At 69.0% G+C, this 18174-nt stretch carries 13 protein-coding genes; 3 read left to right on the top strand and 10 right to left on the bottom strand.

Annotated features, from left to right (window positions below):
* Window positions 1–132: 132 nt before the first annotated feature.
* Window positions 133–1296 carry an acyl-CoA dehydrogenase family protein gene (locus CQ047_RS15660; RefSeq protein ID WP_105676731.1) on the bottom strand — a complete coding sequence of 388 codons (1164 nt, stop codon included), beginning with the start codon at window positions 1294–1296 and terminating at the stop codon, window positions 133–135.
* Between the two features lie 141 nt (window positions 1297–1437).
* Window positions 1438–2367: a M15 family metallopeptidase gene (locus CQ047_RS15655; protein WP_105676730.1), complete on the bottom strand. Its 930-nt coding sequence runs from the start codon at window positions 2365–2367 to the stop codon at window positions 1438–1440.
* Between the two features lie 82 nt (window positions 2368–2449).
* On the opposite strand from CQ047_RS15655, the gene CQ047_RS15650 reads away from it, so the two are divergent.
* Window positions 2450–4183 (top strand): Rv2578c family radical SAM protein, encoded by a 1734-nt coding sequence (locus CQ047_RS15650; protein ID WP_105676728.1) that lies wholly within the window; start codon window positions 2450–2452, stop codon window positions 4181–4183.
* Between the two features lie 58 nt (window positions 4184–4241).
* Complete coding sequence (locus tag CQ047_RS15645) at window positions 4242–4781, top strand: YaeQ family protein (protein ID WP_105676727.1); 540 nt, start codon at window positions 4242–4244, stop codon at window positions 4779–4781.
* A 279-nt stretch (window positions 4782–5060) separates the two neighbouring features.
* Here the strand turns inward: CQ047_RS15645 and CQ047_RS15640 are convergent, their stop codons facing one another.
* Window positions 5061–7385, bottom strand: coding sequence for a DEAD/DEAH box helicase (locus CQ047_RS15640; protein WP_105676726.1), 2325 nt, complete (start codon window positions 7383–7385; stop codon window positions 5061–5063).
* Window positions 7386–7744: 359 nt separating this feature from the next.
* On the opposite strand from CQ047_RS15640, the gene CQ047_RS15635 reads away from it, so the two are divergent.
* Window positions 7745–8644 (top strand): aldose 1-epimerase family protein, encoded by a 900-nt coding sequence (locus tag CQ047_RS15635; protein ID WP_105676725.1) that lies wholly within the window; start codon window positions 7745–7747, stop codon window positions 8642–8644.
* A 127-nt stretch (window positions 8645–8771) separates the two neighbouring features.
* On the opposite strand, the gene CQ047_RS15630 is transcribed toward CQ047_RS15635, so the two are convergent.
* The 7 genes from CQ047_RS15630 to CQ047_RS15600 form a co-directional block, all read right to left on the bottom strand.
* On the bottom strand, window positions 8772–12011 hold the full coding sequence (locus tag CQ047_RS15630; RefSeq protein ID WP_105676723.1) for an efflux RND transporter permease subunit: 3240 nt from the start codon (window positions 12009–12011) through the stop codon (window positions 8772–8774).
* Window positions 12012–12025: 14 nt separating this feature from the next.
* Window positions 12026–12592 carry a TetR/AcrR family transcriptional regulator gene (locus CQ047_RS15625; RefSeq protein WP_105676722.1) on the bottom strand — a complete coding sequence of 189 codons (567 nt, stop codon included), beginning with the start codon at window positions 12590–12592 and terminating at the stop codon, window positions 12026–12028.
* Between the two features lie 131 nt (window positions 12593–12723).
* The gene (locus CQ047_RS15620) at window positions 12724–13893 is read right to left on the bottom strand and encodes a Gfo/Idh/MocA family protein (protein ID WP_105676721.1); all 1170 of its coding nucleotides are present in this window, start codon (window positions 13891–13893) and stop codon (window positions 12724–12726) included.
* 42 nt (window positions 13894–13935) lie between these two features.
* On the bottom strand, window positions 13936–14982 hold the full coding sequence (locus CQ047_RS15615; protein ID WP_105676720.1) for a LacI family DNA-binding transcriptional regulator: 1047 nt from the start codon (window positions 14980–14982) through the stop codon (window positions 13936–13938).
* Window positions 14983–14985: 3 nt separating this feature from the next.
* Window positions 14986–15879, bottom strand: a complete 894-nt coding sequence (locus tag CQ047_RS15610; protein ID WP_219844632.1) for a carbohydrate ABC transporter permease — start codon at window positions 15877–15879, stop codon at window positions 14986–14988.
* Window positions 15872–16831 carry a carbohydrate ABC transporter permease gene (locus tag CQ047_RS15605; protein ID WP_105676718.1) on the bottom strand — a complete coding sequence of 320 codons (960 nt, stop codon included), beginning with the start codon at window positions 16829–16831 and terminating at the stop codon, window positions 15872–15874. The genes CQ047_RS15610 and CQ047_RS15605 overlap by 8 nt, the downstream gene beginning before the upstream one ends.
* Window positions 16832–16837: 6 nt before the next feature.
* A complete protein-coding gene (locus CQ047_RS15600) occupies window positions 16838–18112 on the bottom strand; it encodes a sugar ABC transporter substrate-binding protein (RefSeq protein WP_105676716.1) in 1275 nt (424 codons plus the stop codon).
* Window positions 18113–18174: the final 62 nt, after the last annotated feature.

The raw sequence follows: 18174 nt of genomic DNA, 5'->3' as shown, positions 1-18174 counted from the left end.
GACGCGATCGGTGCCGCGCTCGGGGTTGAACGTGAGTCCCTCGTCGATGATCAGCCCGTGCACGCCCGACGGGACGATGCACATGCAGAAGGGCCCCGGATGCAGCATCCGGGGCCCTTCGTGCAGCGTGCGTCAGCGCTTGCCGGCGATCTGACGTCCGACGAGGTCGCGCATGATCTCGTTCGTGCCGCCGTAGATGCGGTGCACCCGGGCGTCGGTGAACGCGCGAGCGATCGGGTACTCCATGATGTAGCCGTAGCCACCGTGCAGCTGGACTCCGGTGTCGAGCACCTCCCACTCGCGCTCGGTCGCCCAGAACTTGACCTTCGCGGCGTCCTCGGCGGTGAGCTTGTTGTCCTTGTAGGCGAGCAGCGCGCGGTCGATGTACGCCCACATCGCGTCGGTCGTCGCCGACATGTCGGCGAGGCGGAAACGCGTGTTCTGGAAGTCGGCGATGCGCTCACCGAACGCCTCGCGGTCCTTCGTGTAGGCGGTGGTCCAGTCGAAGGCGGCCTGGGCGGCCGCGGCTGCGGCGACGCCGATCGAGAGGCGCTCGAGCGGCAGGTTCAGCATCAGCTGGATGAAGCCCTGACCCTCCTTGCCGCTGATCAGGTTCTCCTCGGGGACGAACACGTCGGTGAAGCTGAGCTCTGCCGTGTCCCAGCCGTGGAAGCCCATCTTGCTGAGCTTCTTGCCCTGGTCGAAGCCCTCCATGCCCTTCTCGACGAGCAGCAGGCTGAACGCGTCGGGCCGGTTGCCCTCGCCCGTCTTGACGAAGGTCACGACCACGTCGGCCGTGGTGCCCGACGAGATGAACGTCTTGGCGCCGTTGAGGATGTAGCCGCCGTCGACCTTCTTGGCGTTGGTCTTGATGCCGCGAAGGTCGGAGCCCGCGCCGGGGTCGGTCATGGCGAGCGCGCCGAGCACCTCGCCGGTGGCCATGCGGGGCAGCCACTTCTCCTTCTGCTCCTGCGTGCCCATGTGCACGAGATACGGCACCGCGAGGTCGTCCTGGATGCCGAAGGCGCCGGCGAGCGAGCCGGCGCCGGCCGCGATGACCTCTTCCATGACGATCGTGCGGAAGCGGTAATCCTGCAGCATCCCCGCGCCGCCGAACTCCTCGGGCACGGACAGGCCGATCAGGCCCGCCTCACCCGCGGCCAGCATGGTCGCGCGATCGATCTCTCCTGCGGCATCCCACCGCTCGATGGCCTCGTTCGTCACGTGGCGCTTGACGAAATCCTTGACGAGGTCGCGGAATGCCTCGTGATCCTCTTCGTAGATGTCGCGTTCCATTGCGTCCTCCTGAGCATGTCGTGCGTCTTTGCTCCGGTGATTCTATGCCGGAAACACGGGGCACGGCAGACCATTGTGAGAATGCATCCCACAATCCGTGAGACTGGGTACCGCGATTGTCGGATGCCGCAACAGGGCGTCTCAGTGGGGGTAGTCGGGCGCGGCGGGGAGGCCGAAGAACTCCTCGAGCGTGTGGAATCCGCCCTGGTGATAGGCCGCGGCGAGCTCGACGCCGATGTAGCGCACGTGCCAGGGCTCGGGCTTGTAGCCGCTGATGCCCGTCGCACCGGCCTCGTACCGCACGATGAACCCGTACTCCCAGGAGTGCTCCGCGACCCATGCCCCCTGGGGCGTTCCGCCGAACGCGTCGATGCCGCCGCACGGCGCACACGCCACGAGATCGAGGGCGAGTCCGGTCTGGTGCTCGCTGTGCCCGGCTCGGGCGGAGGCGGCGTCGGCGCTCTGCTGCCCCTCGGCGCGCACGTGCGTGGCGTAGGTGCGCACCTGCAGGTCGTACGAGCGGTAGCCGTTGTTGGCGCCGATCTGGCCGACTCCATCAGCGGCTGCGGCCGCCGCGAGCTCCCCCACGGCCTGGGCGACGTCGGTGCGCGCCTGACCCGATCCGGTGGTGATCTGCAGCGGCGCATCGGTCAGCGACGCCGGCGCGAAGTCGATGGGGTTGAGCGGGCGCGCCTTGTTCACCACGACCCAGACATGCGCAGGGTCATCGAGGGAGATGCAGGGCGCGTTGCCTGCGACGACGGCCGCACGGAACCTCTCCCCTCCGCCGAAGCCCGCGATGATCGCCGCGTCGTCGGCGGCGGCGATGGCGTCGAGAACCGCGGGGTCGGAACACGGATCAGCGGCGGGGATCGCGTCGGTCTCGACCGGCGGCACCTCCTGGACCACGCTCGGCTCGGGCATGGCCTGCGGGGCGGACGCGTCGCCCGACGGCACGGTGGCGAGGGAGAGCAGGATGCCGAGCGCCGTCACCGCCAGTCCGACGGGAAGAGCGGGCCCGTGAATCGGGGAGCGCGGCCGTGCATGCTGGGGCTGCCGCGCGGAGTACATGGATCCATTCTCCCCCATCGCCGTTTCGAACGAATATCCCACCGTGGTTGACACGAGTATCGTTGCTATGTTCGAATGAATCATGCGCTGGCAGGGTCAGAAACTCGGAGAGACGGATGCTGCCGCTCTGCCGGGGCTCGAAGACCGCAGCAGCGTGCTGCGCACGGTGACCACACCGGAGTTCGCGGGGATGACCTTCCACGAGGTGCTGTCGCGCTCGGCGCTGAACAAGGTCCCCGGATCGTCGCGGATGCCGTTCGGGTGGACGATCAACCCCTACCGCGGATGCAGTCATGCCTGCGTGTACTGCGTCTCTCCCGACACGCTCATCCTGTGCGCGGATGGGCGCCAACGTCCTCTGCGTGAGCTTGAGATCGGCGACGAGATCATCGGCACCGAAGTGCAGGGCTTCTATCGCCGATATGTGCGCACGACCATCACGGCGAAATGGAGCACCCGAAAGCCGGCCTACCGCGTCACCCTCGCCGACGGCACTCGACTCGAGGCCAGCGGGGACCATCGCTTCCTCACGGATCGAGGCTGGAAGCATGTCACGGATGCCGAGACGGGGCAGCGCCCTCATCTCACCCTGAACAATCGGCTGATGGGGTTCGGCGTCGGTGCGGACGACCTGTCGATCGAGCATTCGGGCGAGGAGTACCGTCGCGGCTACCTCGCCGGGATGATCCGTGGGGACGGGATGATCTTCCACGGCTCCTATCCGAGCCCACGGCGGACTCGGAGGATTCACCGATTCCGTCTCGCCCTCATCGACGACGAAGCCCTGGACAGGTCACGCGAAATCCTCCTCGATGAAGGCGTGCCGACGCGGACCCGACCCTCCCGGAAGATGTCCATCGAGGGCACGGCGGTCAAGACCGTCGCGGATCTGCGTGTGGTCGAGATCACGCCTCTTGACGGAGAACGGGATCTGCTGGACATCACGACGGGCACCGGTGATTTCATCGCCAACGGAGTGATCAGCCACAACTGCTTCGCCCGCGGCACGCACGAGTACCTCGACCTTGACGGAGGAGCCGACTTCGACTCCCAGATCGTCGTGAAGGTCAACGTCGTCGAGGTGCTCGAGAAGGAGCTGCGGCGGGGCAGCTGGCAGCACGAGCTCGTCGCTCTCGGCACCAACACCGACCCCTATCAGCGGGCAGAAGGGCGGTACCGCCTGATGCCGGGGATCATCGAGGCGCTCGCGGCATCTGGCACTCCGATGTCGATCCTCACCAAGGGCACGCTGATCCGACGCGACATACCGCTGCTCGTCAGAGCGGCCGAACGCGTGCACGTCGACATCCAGATGTCCATCGCGATGTACGACGACGACCTGCAGAAGGCCATCGAACCGGGTGCGCCGACGACGCAGGCCCGCCTCGACACGGTGAAGGCGCTGACGGATGCCGGATTCCGCGTGACCGTGTTCCTGATGCCGATCATGCCGCACCTGACGGACTCCGTCGACGCGCTCGACACGGCGCTGGCCCGGATCAGAGCGGCGGGCGCTGCACGCGTGATCTACGGGGCGCTGCACCTCCGGCCCGGCGTGAAGCCGTGGTTCTTCCAGTGGCTCGGCGAGTATCGGCCCGACCTGCTGTCGTCCTATCGCGGCCTGTACCCCGGCGTGTCCGCGGAGGCCCCGAAGGCCTATCGGCAGTGGCTGGCGAAACGGGTGCGCCCCCTGATCCGCATGCACGGACTCGACGGTCGACACGAAGACGACTATCCCGTCCGCGGCACGCGCCCCGGATTCGCGCCGTCGGCGTCGAGCGCGGCATCCGCCCCTGCGCAGCCGATGCTCTTCTGAGCGCGTTCCGTCGACCTCCTCGTCCGGCGGCGACCGCCCTGGCCAATAGGCTCGACCCATGGCAATCGGATCGACGATGCACACCTTCGAGGTGCAGCTCGCAGACATGGACCGCGGCGTCTTCGAGGAGTACGCGTTGCGCGTCGCACGGCATCCGTCGGAGACCGACGCCTACATGCTCACCCGCGTGATCGCGTACGGACTCGAGTACGCGGAGGGCATCGTGTTCGGCGGCACGGTCTCGCAGTCCGATGAGCCCGCTGTTCTCGTGCGTGACCTCACCGGTGCGATCACCGTCTGGATCGAGGTGGGCGCGCCGGATGCCGAGCGCCTCCACTACGGAAGCAGGCTCGCGGAGCGCACCGTCGTCTACACGCACCGCGATCCCGCGAAGGTCATGGCCCCCTGGGCGGACAAGCGCATCCACCGTGCCGAGGACATCCGCGTCTACAGCTTCGATCCCGGGTTCATCGACTCGGCGGTGCCCCTGCTCGAACGCCGCAACGTGCTGTCCCTGACGGTGACCGAGCAGACGCTGTACCTCTCGCTCAACGGCACGATGCTGACCACCGGGGTGTACGAGCACGAGCTCGCCTAGCGGACGGCATCCGCTCTCTTCGCCGCTCCCTGCCCGGCGCGGCCGCCAGGCTGCGCGCTCGGGAGGAGTTCGCACGTTCGGGAGGAGTTCGCACGTTCGGGAGGAGTTCGCACGCTCGGGAGGAGCGACTCGGCGGATCTCTCCTCCCGATCGTGAGATCTCCTCCCGCACGGACGAGATGTCCGTGCGGAAGGCGCGCGCCGCGCATACGAAAGTCGAGGCACGCAGACCGAAGGCCCCGACCCGCGGATGCGGTGACGGGGCCTTCGATGCGGAGGGTCAGGCCGTGAGGTCGGCCGCCGTCGGCACGCGGCCGGCGATCTCCTCGATCAGGTCGTCGTCCACGCGGGCGTTCTCGAACGGCGCGTCGATCTCGGCGCGCTGCAGCAGCTCGGTCATCCGACGCTGACGCTGACGCGTGATGAGCGTGACGACGCGCCCAGAGCGGCCGGCCCGACCGGTGCGGCCGGAGCGGTGCAGGTACGTCTTGTACTCATCGGGAGCATCGGCCTGGACGACCAGATCGATGTCGTCGACGTGGATGCCGCGGGCGGCGACATCCGTCGCGACCAGCACGTTCACGCGACCGGAGGTGAGGCGCTCGAGGTTGCGCGTGCGCTTCGCCTGGTTCAGGTCGCCGTGCAGCGAGACCGCGGGGATGCCGGCGTCGTCGAACTGCTCGGCGAGCATGTCGGCGTACGCACGGGTGCGGGCGAACACGAGCGTCTTGCCGGCGCGGTCGACGAGCGACGTGAGGATGTCGGCCTTGTCGCGGTGCTCGATCACGAGCACGCGGTGCTCGATCGTGCTGGACTCCTGGTCTTCACCGGCGACCTCGTAGACGGCCGGGTCGACGAGGAACTCGTCGACGAGGGCCGCGACCTCGCGGTCGAGCGTCGCCGAGAAGAGCAGCTTCTGGCTGCCGTCGGCGGTGTGACGCAGGATGCGCTGCACCGGCTCGACGAACCCGAGCTCGCACATGTGGTCGGCCTCGTCGAGCACCGCGATGCGGCAGTCCGAGAGGTCGAGCTTGCCCTGGTTGATCAGGTCCTCGATGCGACCGGGGGTGCCGATCACGATGTCGACGCCCTTCTTGAGCGCACCCACCTGGCGTCCCTGCGGCACACCGCCGTAGATCTGCGTGGTGAACAGGCCGACGCTGCGGGCGATCGGCTGGATCGTGCGGTCGATCTGCAGCGCGAGCTCACGCGTCGGAGCGAGGATGATCGCGCGGGGCGACCGACCGAACTCACGGCGCTTGCCGGCCTGCGACTGCAGCACGCGCTCGACGAGCGGGGCGCCGAAGGCGATGGTCTTGCCGGAGCCGGTGCGGCCGCGGGCGAGGACGTCGCGGCCCTCGAGGACGGCCGGGATGCTGGCGGCCTGGATCGGGAACGGCGTCGCCGCGCCCATGCCGACGAGAGTCTCGACGATGTTGGAGCCGAGACCGAGGTCGCCGAAGGTCACGCCGTCGACCTCGACCGCAGCGACGGACTTCGCCTCGAGGCGCTCGTGCACGACGTCATCCGTCGGCTCGAACGCGGCCTTGGGCTTCGCGCTCCAGTCGTTGCGGCTCGGACGCTCGTCACGACTCGGACGCTCGTCGCGACGCGGACGGTCGGTGCGGTAGGCGCCGCCGGTCGAGGGGCGGCTGCGCTCGCCCGGCGCGTCGTAGGAGCGCTGGGTGCGGTCGCGGTCGAACGCACGACGAGCGCGGTCCGCGTCGTAGGAGCGGGCCGGACGCTCGACGGAGCTGGCGTCGTTGAAACGGGGACGCTCGGCGCCGCCGCGGTCGTCACGGCGCGGACGCTCGTCACGATCGAACCGAGGACGGTCAGCCCCACGATCGTTGAAACGCGGACGCTCGGACGAGCGGTCGTCACGGCGCGGACGCTCGTCACGATCGAACCGAGGACGCTCCGCCCCACGATCGTTGAAACGCGGACGCTCAGCGCCGCCACGGTCGTCACGGCGCGGACGCTCATCCCGGTCGAAACGAGGACGCTCCGCCCCACGGTCGTTGAAACGCGGACGCTCGTCACGGCCACCGGCACGGTTCGGACGCTCGTCACGATCGAACCGAGGACGCTCAGCCCCACGATCGTTGAAACGCGGACGCTCAGCGCCGCCACGGTCGTCACGACGCGGACGGTCGTCGAATCGGCGGCCACCGCTCGGACGCTCGTCGCGGTAGGTGCCGGGGCCGGTGGGGCGCTGACCCGCGCGGTCGTTGAAACGGGGACGCTCCTCACCGCGGTGGTGGGGAGCCTCGCGGCGGCCAGACTCGGCGCGGTTGCGGATGCTGCGGGCCTCGTCGCGACCGGCGCGCTCCTGCGCACCCCAACGCTGCTTCGGGGCGCCGGACTCGGCCTCGGCAGGGCGGTATCCGCGGTGGCCGGCGCTGCGGCTGCCCGGGCGACGGTCGTATCCGCCGGCTGCGGGGGCGCTGCGGCGGTCGCCGGCATCCGCGCGTCCGCCGCGCTCGTCGCGGGCGCCGTCACGCGCTCCGGCGTGGCGGTCGTGGAAGGAGGTCTTCTTGGCGCCGTAGCGCGGCTCGAAGTTGGCGGACGGACGTCCGCCTCGGGGCTTCTTGTTCTTGGGCATGGGTATGTCCTTCTGAGTTCTCGCACGAGAACAGCGCCGCGCACACGCGCGAGCACCCTGCGCCTGAGCGCGGGTCCGGACTGTCAGCGGCCGGGGCCATTCATGTGATGGTTGATTAGCGTCGAACGACGCTCACCATCGGCCCCTGGACTCACACTTCTTGCACAAAAACGTCCGCGCCATGCGCGGGTGTCCGAAGCCGACCGAACGAGTCTACCGGTACAGGCTGAGAGAGTGCCCGACCAGCCCGCTCCAGAACTCCGGAGAACCGCGGCAGAACCGAGGGTTCAGGCCGCGCCTCGACAGGAACGGCGTGCTTCTCCGGAGTTCCGGCGCCACCGAGACCGTACGATTGCGGAGTGAACTCCGCACTCCCCACCGGCACGCAGGTGCAGCTCCAGCTCGCCGACGTCACCGCCCAGATCGCGCAGGTCGGCGCCTCCCTCCGCTCTCTCCGCATCGGAGGGGTCGACGCGGTCGCCCCCTATCCGCTCGACCAGCCGACGCCGTCCTGCTCCGGAGTGGTGCTGACCCCCTGGCCCAACCGCGTGCGCGACGGCCTCTGGAACGACGGCGACGTCTCCCGTCAGCTCGCGATCACCGAGCCCAAGCTCGGCAACGCGAGTCACGGGCTGCTCCGGTTCACCTCCTACGTGATCGAGCAGACGGATGCCGTCAGCGCGACCCTCCGCGCGACGATCGTGCCGCAGACCGGCTACCCGTACCTCATCGACACCGCTGTCGCATACGCGCTGCAGGCCGACGGCATCCGGGTCACGCACACGCTGACGAACCGCTCGTCCGAGGCGGCGCCCGTCGCGCTCGGCACCCACCCGTTCGTCACGATCGGCGACGTCGACCCGCACGACCTGGTGCTGAGGATCCCCGCGTCCACCGCCTTCGACACCGATGATCGGATGCTGCCCACCGGCACCCGGCCGGCGGATCCGGCCCTGAGCGACGGGGTCCGCCTGGGCGATGTCGCGCTCGACACCGGCTTCACAGACCTCGCGCGCGATGCGGACGGGCTCGTCCGCCACTCGCTCACCGCACCGGACGGACGCCGCGTCACGCTCTGGCAGGGCGCGGGCTTCGACTACGTGCAGGTCTACACGACGCCGGGCTACCCCGGTCAGCCGCTCGCGGTCGCGATCGAGCCGATGACCGCGCCCGCCGATGCGCTCAACAACGGTCTCGGCATCCGCCGACTCGCGCCCGGCGAGACCTGGACGCTCGAGTGGGGCATCACGCTCGGCTGAGTCTCCGTCGGCGTGCGCGGGTGCACCCGTTCACAACTCCTCACAGAACGTGCGCGAGGGGCCCGGATCCTGAGGATCCGGGCCCCTCTTCGTCATTTCATGAGGAGTTGTGAACGCGACGCGGAGGTCACTCCCCGCGTTCGCGCAGCTCCCGCCGCGTCAGCTGCGGTGCGTGCGGCAGTCCGTCGGAGGTCGCGGTGGCGGTCGCACCAGCGGATGCCGCGTCGGACTCCCCGCCGACTCCGGCCGCCGCGGGCGTCCCGCCGACTCCGGCCGTCACCAGCTCCCGGTCGCCGCCGGCCGCGTCGGCATCCGGGCCCGCCTTGCGCGCCCTGCGGCGCTCCTTCGCACCCTCGACGAGGTTGTACAGCGTCGGGAGCACGATGAGCGTCAGCACGGTCGACGAGACGAGTCCGCCGATCACGACGATCGCGAGCGGCTGCGAGATGAAGCCGCCGTGCCCGGTGATGCCGAGCGCCATCGGGATCAGCGCGAAGATCGTCGCCAGCGCCGTCATGAGGATCGGGCGCAGACGCTTCTCGCCACCGGCCATCACCGCCTCCGCGGTCGACAGCCCCTTCTCCCGATACTGGTTGACCAGGTCGATGAGCACGATCGCGTTCGTCACCACGATGCCGATGAGCATCAGAACGCCGATCAGGGAGGCCACGCCGAGCGGCACCCCGGTGATGATCTGCAGCAGGATCGCACCGGTCGCCGCGAACGGCACCGACACGAGCAGCAGCAGCGGCTGACGCAGTGACTTGAACGTCGCCACCATCACCACGTACACGATGAGGATGGCCGCGAGCATCGCGAGGCCCAGCTGCGAGAACGAGTCGGCCTGCTGCGTCGCGACGCCGCCGACCTCTGCCGCTGCGCCGTCGGGCAGGTCCACCGCGGCGAGCGCGGCCGAGACCGAGGCGGTCGCGACGGCGAGGTTGTCGGATGCCGGGGGCACCGTCACGGTGGCGGTGCGCTTGCCCTTCTCGGTCGTGATCGAGGTGGGGCCGTTGCGCTCCTCGACGGTCGCGATGTCCTGCAGCTGCACGATGCCGGCCGGGGTCGGGATCGCGAGCTCCTTCAGGGCCTGCGCCGTCGTGGGCGGCTCGGGCGCCGCGATGTACACGGTCAGCGCGGTGTCGTCGATCTCGACGGATCCGGCCTGCTGCGGACGCATGGTGTTCGACACGATGGTGCCGACGGCGACCTCGGAGAGACCGCGCTCGGCCGCTGCCTGACGGTCGACGACCACGGCGAGGTACGGCAGAGCGGCGGCGAGGTTGTCGGTCACCTGTCCGACGCCGTCGCGCCCCTTGATCTCGTCGACGACCGCAGCGGTCGCCTTCTCGAGGTCGGCGGAGTTCGACGCGGTGACGGAGACCTCGATGTCGCTCGACCCGAGACCGGCGGATGCCGCGACGGCGACGTCTCCGACGTCCTTCAGACCGTCGATCGACTTCTGCACCTCGGCGCGCAGCTTCTCCTGATCGGCGTCGCTGTCGGTGAGCACCGAGAACGTCACTCCGGCGCCGCCGGAGAACGCGTCGCGGAGCGCCGATCCGCTGGAGCCGATCGAGGCCTGCACGTGGGTGATGCCGTCGATGTCGAGGAGGGCCTTCTCGACCTTCATCGCCGCGTCCGACTTCGTCTCGAGGCTCGCGGTCGGGCCGAGATCCTGTGTGACCGTCATCGTGTTCTGGCCGGAGTCGCTGAGGAAGTTGACCTTCATCAGCGGGGCCGCGGCGAGCGTGGCGCCGAGGACGACCACCGCGATGATCACGGTGATACCGGAGTGCTTGAGCGTCCAGCCGAGGATCGGCCGGTACGCGCGCTGCAGCCGCGTCGGAGGAGCGTCCGGGTGCTCGGGGTCGATCTGCACGCCCTGCTCGTCGAGCAGCGGCTTGCCCGGCCGGAGGAACCAATAGGCCAGAACAGGCACGATCGTGAGGGCGACCAGCAGCGATGCGACCATCGCGATCGTCACCGTCATGGCGAAGGGTCGGAACAGCTCGCCGACCATGTCGCCCACGAAGACGATCGGCAGGAAAACCGCGACGGTCGTGATGGTGGATGCCGTGACAGCCGCCGCGACCTCGCGCACGGCGAGGCGGATGGCGTCGCCCTTGTCGGCGTCTCCGACGTAGTGGCGCTTGATGTTCTCGATGACGACGATCGAGTCGTCGACCACGCGCCCGATCGCGATGGTGAGCGCGCCGAGGGTGAGGATGTTGAGCGAGTAGCCGAACGCCTGCAGCCCGATGAACGTGATCAACACGCTGGTCGGGATCGAGATCGCGGTGACGAGCGTCGACCGGATCGACAGCAGGAACACGAGGATGATGATCACGGCCATGACGAGGCCGAGGAGTCCCTCGGTGGCGAGGGTGTCGATCGACTGCACGATGAACGGCGCCTGATCGAACACGATCGTGAACTTCGCGTCGGGGAACGCCTCCTTGATGTCGTCGAGGGCGGCGATCACGCCGTGCGAGACCTCGACGGTGTTGGCGGCGGGCAGCTTCGTGATCGAGATGGAGAGCGCGTCCTTGCCGTCCACGCGCGAGATCGAGGAGACGGGGTCGTTCTCCTGCACGACGGTGGCGACCTCGCCGATGGTCGTGTCGGTGCCCACGAGCGGAAGGGCGGCGATCTCGTCGACGGACGTGATCTTGGCCCCCGTCTGCACGGTGAGGGTCTGGCCGTTCTCGGTGATGTCGCCACCGGGGAAGAGCGTGCCGTTCTGCTGCAGGGCGGAGCTGATCGCCTGGGTGCTCTCGCCCGCGGCGGCGAGCTTGAGGAGGTCGGGGGTGATCGTGATCCGCTGTCCGACGCCGCCGACGATCTGCGCGGCGTTGACGCCCTTGACGTCTTCGAGCTTCGGGATCGCGACGCTCTGCAGCTCGGCCTGGGCGTTGTCGGCATCCGCGAATCCGGTCACGGCGACCTGGATCACCGGGAAGTCGTCGATCGACACCGACAGCACCTGCGGGGTGACGTCGTCGGGCAGCGTGGAGGAGATGCGGTTGATCGCCTGCTGGATCTTCTGCTCCGCGGTCGCCAGGTTCGTGCCGTAGGTGAACGTCGCCTGCACGATCGAGGCGTTCGTCGTGCTGGTCGCGGTCGTGCCCTCGAGCCCCGGGACTCCCTGGATGGCCGACTCGATCGGAGTGGACACGTCGTTCTCGACCACCTCGGGCGATGCACCGGGGTACGTGGTCATGACCATGAGGTTGGGGAGCTCGAGAGAGGGGATGAGCTCCTGTTTGAGGTTCGTCAGCGCGAGGCCGCCGAACACCGCGGCGACGATCGTGATCAGCGCGATGAGCGCGCGGTTCTTCAGGCTCAGGACGGCGAGTTTCGACAAGGCGGTTCTCTCGGTTAGGCGGATGCTGCGGCTGGTGTCAGGATTCCGGCGAGGGCGTCGCGGATGAGGCCCTCGTCGAGCGGTTCGTCGTGGATCTGGGCGTGCCAGAGTACGCCGTCGATGAAGACGGCTGCTGCCCTGGCTCGGTCCGTACCGTGAACGGGTGCGATGAATCCGACCACCTCGTCGGACCAGTGCCGTGCGAGTTCGCGCACGCGGGGATCGTGGACGGCCGCGGTGACCACCGCGCGGTCGGCCTGCACGGCGCGCGCGTCTTCGAGCCCCTGATGGATCAGGTGCGCGAGACCGGCGGGGGTGACGCCGTCGGCGACGACGGCCTCGCGCGTGATCTCGATGCGCTCCTCGACCTCGGCGACGAGCGCGCCGAGGGCCGCATCGCGCAGGTCGTCGAGCGTGGCGAAGTACTGGGTCGTGGCGCCGAGGGGCACTCCGGCGCGCGCGGCGACCTTGCGGTGCGTGACCGCGTCGACCCCGATCTCGACGATGAGCTCGGCGGCGGCGGTCACGATCTCGCGACGGCGCGCCTCAGGGTCGCGTCTGCGGCGCGTTCCCTCGGTCATCCGAACCCCCTGTACGTGCGTACATGTACGTTTGTACAGTTTCGGATTGTGAGGACCCTGGGAGCCCCGGTCGACAGCACACCCGGTCGTTGAGCGAGGGAGCGCAGCGACCGAGACGAAACGCCCGGGGGCTACGCCACCTGGCCTCGTTCGAAGTAGGCGACGAGGTCGGGATCGAGCGCGGGGACCTCGATGGCCGAACCGTCACCGCGGAGGGACTGCGTGGCGAGGATGCCGGCGGCCACGGCCTCACGGGCCGCGATCGGCGATGTCTCGGTGAGCCCGCCGTCGCGCACGAACCGCAGGAACTCGGCCACGAGCAGCGCATCGGCGCCGTCGTGTCCGGCATCCGGCACCTCGGGGACGATGAACGTCTCGTCGGCGTCAGCGGCACCGCGGTGGCGTCGGTTCCACAGCCTGACCTCGCTGCCCGCGGTGTCGCCGAAGTTCTCGATGCGCCCCTCGGTGCCGATCACCGTGTAGTTGCGCCAGTAGTCGGGCGTGAAGTGGCACTGCTGGTACGAGGCCATGATGCCGCCGGTGAGCCGCATGTTGACCATCGAGATGTCCTCGACGTCGACTACCGGGTGCAGCCCGGTGAGCGAGGCCGGGGGCCAGTTGTCGAGGCTGAACCAGTCCGGCATCCGCTCCCCCGTGCGCTCCCGGCGGTCGGCGATGTCGCCGTACACGCTGAGCTCGCCCATCGCCGCGACCCGCTCGGTGTAGGCGCCGGCGAGCCAGTGGATGATGTCGATGTCGTGCGCGCCCTTCTGCAGGAGAAGGCCCGTGGTGCGCCGACGGTCGGCGTGCCAGTCCTTGAAGTAGTAGTCGCCGCCGTGCCCGACGAAGTGACGCACCCACACGGCCTTGACGTCGCCGATCCGCCCGTCCTGGATGAGGCCGCGCATGAGCGTGATCACGGGCATGTGCCGCATGTTGTGGCCGATGTAGAGGCGGCTGCCGGTGCGGCGGGCGGTCTCCAGCATGGCGTCGGCGTCGGCGAGGTCGATCGCGAGCGGCTTCTCGCAGAACACCGCGACGCCGGCTTCGAGCGCGCGGATGCTGAGCGCCGCATGCGTGTCGTCGGGGGTCAGCACCATCACGGCGTCCACACCCGAGGCGAGGAGCTCGTCGAGGGAGTCGGTCACGAGAGCGTCGGGGACGAGGCGGCGGGCGTCGTCGCGGGCGCGCTCCGACGGGTCGCAGATCGCGGTGATGCGCGAGCCCTCGCCGGGCCGCTGCACCTCCTCGCGGAGTGTGGCGCGCGCGCCGAAGCCGATGATGCCGATCTTGAGATCCACAGTGGTCCTTCTGAGAGTGATGCGGGCTGAGGCGCGACGCCGTCAGCGGGTTGCCGGGGCGTCGAGGTCGGTCGACCCGCCGGGGAAGAGCGACCATTCGAACTCGTGGAGCCGGCCGGGCCGGTCGTCCACGCCGAGAGCACGGTCGATGATGATGCGGGCCTGCCGCTCGTAGAAGTCGGTCGGGCCGACGGTGGTGAGCGTGGGGGCGATCAGACGCGCGTCCGGGGTGTTTCCGACGCCGATCACCGCGACGTCGTGGGGCACGCGCAGGCCCAGCATGTGGGCCGCGTTGATCGCCGCGATCGCCGCGAAGTCGGTGGTGGCGTAGATCGCGTCCGGCCGGTTCTCTCCGGAGAGGAGCCGCACGGCCGCCGCGAAGGCGCTGGCCTGCGTCTCGGCATAGGTCTCGACCCAGCGCGGGTCGACCTCGATGCCCGCCGCGGCCATCTTCTCGACGTACGGCGTGTACCGCGTGACCTGCGTCGGCGCGAGGCGCACGGCGCCCTCCGCCGCGAGGCACCCGATCGCCGTGCGCCGCTCGAGGAGGTGGTCCATGGCGATCTCGCATCCGGGGATCGCGTCGGAGCGCACGACGTCGAACCCCTGCGGCTCGAGGTGCTCCGAGAAGACGACCAGCCGCTGACCGCGGCTCACCAGATCGCGCAGCTTCTGCGTCGCGGCCTCGTCGAGGCCGACGCCGTCCAGGTAGGCGACGTCGCTCTCGACGCGGTCGAGAGCCGCATGCCAGTCGCCGTCCGCGAGGATCAGCGTCGTGAGGCCGTGCCTGTTCGCCTCGACGTTCACGGCATCCGCCACCGCCAGCGACCACGGGTCGCTCAGCATGTGCAGAGACAGCTGCACCATGCCGCTGCGACCGGTGCGGATGGCCCGCGCGGCGCTGTTGGGACGGTAGTTGAGCTCTTCGGCGGCGGCGAGCACCCTGGCGGCGGTCGCCTCGGCGGCGCCTGCCCCCGAGGCGCCCGCACGTCCGGACAGCACGTACGAGACCGTGGCCGTGGAGACCCCAGCGCGCTCCGCCACCATCCGCAACGTGGGGCGGCGGGAGTCGTTCTTCGTGCGCGGCATGCGTCAGCCCTTCGATCCGCTGAACGCGATGCCCTGGATGAACTGCCGCTGCAGGATCATGAAGGTCACGAGCATGGGCAGGGTCGCCAGCAGCGAGCCGGCCATCAGCACGGGGTAGTCGGTGCCGTGGATGCCGACGAGCTGCGAGAGCCCCACCGACAGCGGCATCTTGGCCGGGTCGGTCGTCACGATCAACGGCCAGAGCAGATCGTTCCAGGACCACAGCACAGTGAACACCACGAGAGCGATGATGCCAGGCTTCGCGAGCGGAACCATGATCCGCCAGAAGGTCTGCCACGGATTCGCCCCGTCGATGCGCGCCGCCTCTTCGAGTTCGGCGGGCATCGACATGAAGAACTGGCGCATCAGGAAGGTGCCGAAGGCGCTGAAGATGCCGGGCACGATCAGCGCCTGCAGGGTGTTGAGCCAGCCGAGCGACTGGACGATCTCGTACTGCGGCAGCAGGTAGAGCTGCGAGGGGACCATCAGCACCGACAGGAACACGACGAACAGCGCGTTGCGACCGGGGAAGGGGATGCGGGCGAACGCGTACCCCGCCATGGTGCACAGCACGACCTGTCCGACCGTGCGGCCGACCGTGAGGAGCACCGAGTTCAGGAACATCTGCGCGAACGGCATCGAGTCGAAGACCTCGGCGAAGTTCGTGAAGACCCACTCCCTCGGCAGGAACGACGGCGGAACCTGCACCGAGTCGGACAGCGTCTTGAACGAGGTCAGCAGCTGCCAGATGAACGGGAACACCATCAGCACGGCGCCGACGAGCAGCACGATGTGCACGGCCCAGAGGCCGGGGTTCTTCGGCTTCCCGACGCGGCCGCTCGCACGGCCGGCCGGTGCGCCGATGACGGCGCGGGTGTCGAGCGAGACGTCACTCATAGTGCACCCACCTCTTCTGCAGACGGAACTGGACGACCGTGAGCAGCAGGATGATCACGAGGAGCAGGAAGGCGATCGCCGCGGCGTACCCGCGGTCGTTGTCGAGGAAGCCCGCTTCGTAGAACAGGTAGACCACGGTGCGGGTGTTCGGCATCGCCGGGTTGCTGCGGCCGAGCATCATGTAGATGAGATCGAACACCTGCAGCGCGCCGATCACGCTGATCACGCTGACGAAGAAGATCGACGGCGACAGCAGCGGGATCGTGATGGAGAAGAACTTGCGCACGGGGCCGGCCCCGTCGAGGTCGGCCGCCTCCATGATCGTGTCGGGGATGCCCTGCAGCCCCGCGAGGAAGATCACGATGTTGGTGCCGAGCCCCGCCCAGATGCCGACGACGGCGATCGCGACGAGGGCGGTGTTCGGGTCGGTGAGCCAGCTGCGGCCGTCGATGCCGATCGCTCCGAGCGCCGCGTTGAGCACTCCGTAGTCGCCGTTGTAGATCATGCGCCACACCAGCGCGATCGCGGCGGGCATCGTGACGACGGGGATGAAGTACAGCGTCCGGTAGGCGCTGCGCCCCTTGAGCCCGGTGGTGTTCAGCAGGGCCGCGATCGCGACGGCCAGGGGGATGCCGATGAGGGCGATGACCGTGTAGATCGCGGTGTTGCGGAGGGCCCCGATGAGCTCGGGGTCCTGGAAGAGACGGGCGTAGTTATCGATGCCCACCCACTCCGAGCCCCCGAAGGGTCCCGACTTCGTGAACGAGATGATGAGGGTGCGCACGGTCGGCCACAGGTAGAAGACCGCGATGCCGAGGGCGGTCGGTCCGATGAAGACCAGCGCCCACCAGGGGGAGGCCCCGGGGTTGCGCCGTCGGCGGCGGATGCCGGGGCTGGGGACCGCCGGCATCCGCTCTTCCGACGTGCGCGCGTGGGGCGCGACGACGCTCATGCGCGGCTACTTCTGCTCTGCGTCCAGCGCGGCCTGCATCTTCGCGGCGAGGTCCTTGAGGCCGGCCGCGGGCGTCACGGCGCCCGACCAGACCTGCGACAGGATCTCGCTCTCGATGCTCGTCCACGCCGACGTGTTCTTCGAGACCGGGTAGGGCACCGCGGTGTCGAGGGCGTCGATGTAGACCTGCAGGTCGTACTGCGGCAGGGCGTCGACCCAAGCCTGCTGGGTGCCGTTGAATGCGGGGATCACGGTGCCGGTCTCGGCCTGGATCTTGGCGGCCTTTTCACCGGAGGCGAAGGCGGCGAACTCCTGGGCCTCTGCGAGGTGCGCGCTCTTCGCGTTGGCGACGTTGCCGACGCCGTGGATCACGCTCTGGTTGCCCTCGGGGCCCGCGGGGAGCGGTGCGACGTTCACCTTCGCGCCGATGTCCTTGTTGTCGGCGTAGGCGATCGCCGCCCAGGAGCCGTTCTGGAACATCGCGACCTTGCCGGAGAGGAAGAAGTCCTCGGGGTTCGTGTCGGTCATCTGCTGCGCCGTGGGAGACGACCCGGCCTCGATGAGGTTGGTCCAGAGCTCGATGCCCTTGAGCGCCTCGGCCGAGCCGTAGCCGCTCTTCGTGCCGTCGGCCGAGATGACCTCGCCGCCCGCCTGGGCGATCGAGTTGTAGTAGTTCTCCTGGCCGTACTGGCTGGCGGCGACGCCGTACTGGCCCTTGGACGGGTCGGTGAGCTTCGCGGCGGCGGCCGTGAAGTCGTCCCAGGTCCAGCCTGCGCTCGGGTACGCGACCCCGGCGGCGTCGAAGAGCTCCTTGTTGTACCAGAGGGCGACGGTGTCGAAGTCCTTCGGGGCGCCGTAGAGCTTGCCGTCGTAGGTGTAGAGGTCGATGAGGCCCTGCGGGTAGTCGGAGGCGTCGATGCCCGAGTCGTCGAGGGGGGCGAGCTGGCCGTTGGATGCGTACAGCTGGAAGTTCGGGCCGTTCATCCAGAACACGTCGGCCGCGGATCCGCCGGTCGCCGCGGTCTGGAGCTTGGTGAAGTACTCCTTGTACGGCGTGACCTGGATGTCGATCGTGACGTTCGGGTGCTCCTTGGTGAACGCCTTGGCGATCTCCTCCATCGCGGGCTTCTGGTTCTCGTCCCAGATCCCGTAGCTGAGGGTGATGTCGCCGCCCGACGATCCGGAGTCGCCCCCGGTCGAGGGCGAGCACGCGCTGAGCGCGAGGACGGCGGCCGCTGAAGCGGCGAGGGCGCCGACGGTGCGGCGGGGAAGGCGAGCCATGGTGTCTCCTTTGACGGTGCGTGGGTGCGCGGGGGGTTCGGGTTTCTGGACCCGGGCGAAGA

The organism is Microbacterium sp. MYb72 (assembly GCF_002979415.1).
Lineage (GTDB): Bacteria > Actinomycetota > Actinomycetes > Actinomycetales > Microbacteriaceae > Microbacterium > Microbacterium natoriense.
The sequence above is the reverse complement of the archived record's forward strand: the minus strand, read 5'-3'. Positions and strand labels throughout refer to the sequence as shown.